Origin of the sequence: Verrucosispora sp. SN26_14.1 (genome assembly GCF_004307965.1) — a bacterium.
In the GTDB taxonomy this organism is placed as follows: domain Bacteria; phylum Actinomycetota; class Actinomycetes; order Mycobacteriales; family Micromonosporaceae; genus Micromonospora.
On sequence record NZ_SISL01000806.1, the window covers coordinates 1 to 1207 of the forward strand.

Sequence of the window (1207 nt, forward strand, 5' to 3'; positions counted from 1 at the left end):
GGCCGCCGCCGACGCCGCGCTGACCGCCCGGCTCGACGCCGTCGACGCGGAGGTGGAGGCCGAGGTGGAGGCCGCCGTCGTGGCCGCCCGCGAGGTGCCGTTCCCCGACCCGGCGACCATCAAGGAGTACGTCTATGTCTGAGTCGCTGCGGTACATCCAGGCCGTCAACGCGGCCCTGGCCTGGTCGCTGGAGAGCCGATCCGACACCGTCTACTTCGGTGAGGACGTCGCCCTGCCCGGCGGCCCGTTCGGTGCCACCAAGGGACTGCACAAGCGGTTCGGCAGCGACCGGATCTTCGACACCCCGATCTCCGAGACCGGCTTCCTGGGCATGGCGCTCGGCGCGGCCATGACCGGTCTACGACCGATCGCCGAGATCATGTACGCCGACTTCTCCTTCGTGGCGATGGACCAGATCGTCAACCAGATCGCCACCATCCGCTACTCCAGCGCCGGCCGGTGGAAGGCCCCATTGGTGATCCGGATGCAGCAGGGGTACTCGCCGGGCGCCTGTGCCCAGCACTCGCACTCGGTGGAGGCGTACTTCGCGCACACCCCCGGCCTGCGGGTGGCGCTGCCGTCCACCCCGGATGACGCGTACCAGATGCTGCGTACCGCAGTCGTCAGCGACGACCCGGTGGTGGTCGCGGAGGCCCGGATGCTCTACCCGACCCGGGGCCCGGTACGCACCGACGCACCGGTCGAGCCGATCGGTGGCGCCCGCGTGGTCCGCGACGGCCGGGACGCGACCGTGGTGGCCTGGTCCCGGATGGTCCCGGCAGCCCTGGCCGCCGCCGACCAGCTCGCCGCGGAGGGGATCGAGACCGAGGTGATCGACCTGCGGTGGCTCAACCCGCTGGACTTCGACACCGTCGGCGCGTCGGTCGCGCGCACCGGCCGCCTGGTCGTCGCCCACGAGGCGAACCTGACCGGCGGATTCGGTGCGGAGATCGCCGCCCGGGCCGCGTCCGAGTGCTTCGCCGACCTGCGGGCCCCGGTGGCCCGGGTGGCCGCCCCGGACGTGCCGATGCCGGCCGCCCCGGCATTGCAGAAGGCCGTGGTGCCCGAGGCGGAACACGTCGCCGAGGCGGTCCGCGGAACGGTCCGCCGGTGACCGGCGTCGCCCCGACGGCCGGCCTGCTCACCGGCCGCCGGGTGGTCGTCGTCGGCGGTGCCTCCGGCATCGGGCTCGCCACGGTCCGGGCC

The 1207-nt window shown here is 73.6% G+C and carries 1 protein-coding gene; it reads left to right on the forward strand.

What is annotated here, in order from left to right; translation table 11 throughout:
• The first annotated feature begins 134 nt into the window (after positions 1–134).
• A complete protein-coding gene (locus tag EYA84_RS33960) occupies positions 135–1115 on the forward strand; it encodes an alpha-ketoacid dehydrogenase subunit beta (RefSeq protein ID WP_131057882.1) in 981 nt (326 codons plus the stop codon).
• Positions 1116–1207: the final 92 nt, after the last annotated feature.

What these genes read in the sequence shown, in the direction of transcription:
- EYA84_RS33960 (WP_131057882.1), top strand. Translation starts at nt 135, where the DNA reads ATGTCTGAGTCGCTGCGGTACATCCAGGCCGTCAACGCGGCCCTGGCC.